The sequence below is a fragment of the Jatrophihabitans sp. genome (assembly GCF_036389215.1).
Lineage (GTDB): Bacteria > Actinomycetota > Actinomycetes > Mycobacteriales > Jatrophihabitantaceae > Jatrophihabitans_A.
Genome location: NZ_DASVQG010000160.1, coordinates 1 through 1932, shown reverse-complemented (window position 1 = coordinate 1932; position 1932 = coordinate 1). Strand labels below are relative to the sequence as shown.

The window sequence follows — 1932 nt, the reverse complement described above, 5'->3', positions numbered from 1 at the left end:
TTTCGGTGGCGGTCGAGGACGGGCGGGCAGTGGGCGTGCTCACCGGCACCGGTGAGCGCAACGATGCCGACAGCGTGCTGCTGGCCACCGGGGCCGCGGTTGCGGAGATGGTCCGGCCGTTCGGCGTCGACATACCGGATGCCACTCCGCTGGCGTTGCTGGTGCGCACCACCAAGGTCGACACCGATCTGATCGCGACGTTGAACACGCCCCGGGTATCGCTGCGGCCGACACCGGACGGCCATCTGGTGATGGACTCCGATGCCGCCGCCCACGAGGTGATCGCGCATCCGGACGGCAGCTACGAGGTGAAGGACGCAACCGTCGACAAGCTGCTCAGCGAGGCCAGCGCGGTTCTCGCAGGACATCCCGAGCTGACCGCCGAGAGTTACGGCGTCGGGCCGAAGCCGATTCCCGGGGACGGTGAGCCGGTCCTCGGTGCGCTGGAGGAGGTGCCCAACCTGTTCGTGGCCTTCACCCACAGCGGCGCCACGCTGGCGCTCATCGCCGGAGAGCTGCTCGCCGGCGAGATCCTGGGCGGCACCCCGAGCCCGCTGCTGGAAGCCTTCCGTCCGGGCCGCTTCCGGTGACGGCGGTCCGGATCGGCCTGCTCGGCTACGGCTTCGGCGGCCGCTACTTCCACGCACCACTACTGGCCGCCGCGGCCGACTGTGACTTCCTCGGCGTGGTCACCTCCTCCGAGGCACGCCGCGCGCAGGTGGCCGATGAGCTACCCGGCTGCGAGGTCTACTCCGACCTGGAGGAGCTGGCCGCGGCCGGCGCCGAAGCGGTGGCCATCTCCACTCCGGCCGAGACCCACATGCCTCTGGCCCAGCAGGCGCTGCGCCTGGGCCTGGCAGTGGTGTGCGACAAGCCGTTCGCCCTCGACGGTGCCTCGGCGCGTCGGACGGTCGAGCTGTCCGAGAAGCTCGGCCTACCGCTGAGCGTCTACCAGAACCGTCGCTGGGATGCCGACTTCCTGACCGTCCGAAGCCTGCTCGAGGCCGGCTCGCTCGGCGACATCGTCCGGTTCGAGTCCCGCTTCGAGCGCTACCAGCCCGAGCCGGGACCGCCGGCTGCCGGCGGCGGCACGCTGCTGGATTTCGGCAGCCACCTGCTCGACCAGGCGCTGGTGCTGTTCGGGCCGGTTGCCTCGGTGTACGCCGAGCTGCGCTCGGCCAAGCCAGGAGGTCTGGACGACGACATCTTCGTCGCGCTGACGCACCGCAGCGGAGTTCGCTCGCACCTGTCCGGCAGCTGGGTCCAGGGCGCGCCGGAGCAACGCTTCCGGCTCTCCGGCACGGCCGGAAGCTACCGCGTCGACGGCGTCGACGGGCAGGAGGACCTGCTGCTCGCCGGTCGCAGTCCGGCAGGAGAAGGCGAGCGCTGGGCGTCGAACCGGCGAGCCGCCGCAGTGAGATCCGGCGCGGCCCGGAGGCCGAGGCGGTACCACTGCGGCGTGGCCGGTGGGACCTGTTCTATCCCACCTTCGCCGCGGCCGTTCGCGGGAACGGCCGGGTGCCGGTCGATCCGCACGAGGCAATCGCCACCGCCGACCTGCTCGACGCCGCCCGGCGCAGCGCCGACACCGGTGCCAGCGTCGCCCTCGACACCGGCGACTTCCATTCCCTCTGAAGAAAGCGCCATGACCGACACCAGCAACGACCCCGTCCTGCAGCCGCTCACCATCAACGGGCTGACCCTGCGCAACCGGATCTACAGCACCGGTCATGCGCCGGCGGGTTACCTCGAGGCCGGCGAGCCCGGGCTGCGTTACGAGCTCTACCACGAGGAGAAGGCCAAGGGCGGCCTGGCATTGAGCATCATCGGCGGCTCCAGCAACGTCGCCGCGGACTCGGCCAGCGTCTTCGACCAGATCAACGCGGCCCAGGAGACGGTGCTGCCCTTCTACCGCTCGATCTCGCAGCGGAT

Annotated in this window: 1 protein-coding gene and 2 pseudogenes; all 3 read left to right on the top strand. The window is 70.8% G+C overall.

Features of this window, described 5'->3' with window-relative positions; all coding sequences use genetic code 11:
• Window positions 1-590: NAD(P)/FAD-dependent oxidoreductase (locus tag VF542_RS08175; RefSeq protein WP_408651204.1), on the top strand; the 590-nt coding region annotated here is incomplete at its 5' end.
• Window positions 587-1635 (top strand): annotated as a pseudogene (locus VF542_RS08170) (Gfo/Idh/MocA family protein). The gene VF542_RS08175 and the pseudogene VF542_RS08170, both read left to right, overlap by 4 nt.
• A 10-nt stretch (window positions 1636-1645) precedes the next feature.
• A pseudogene (locus tag VF542_RS08165) lies at window positions 1646-1932 on the top strand (N-methylproline demethylase); the annotation flags it as partial.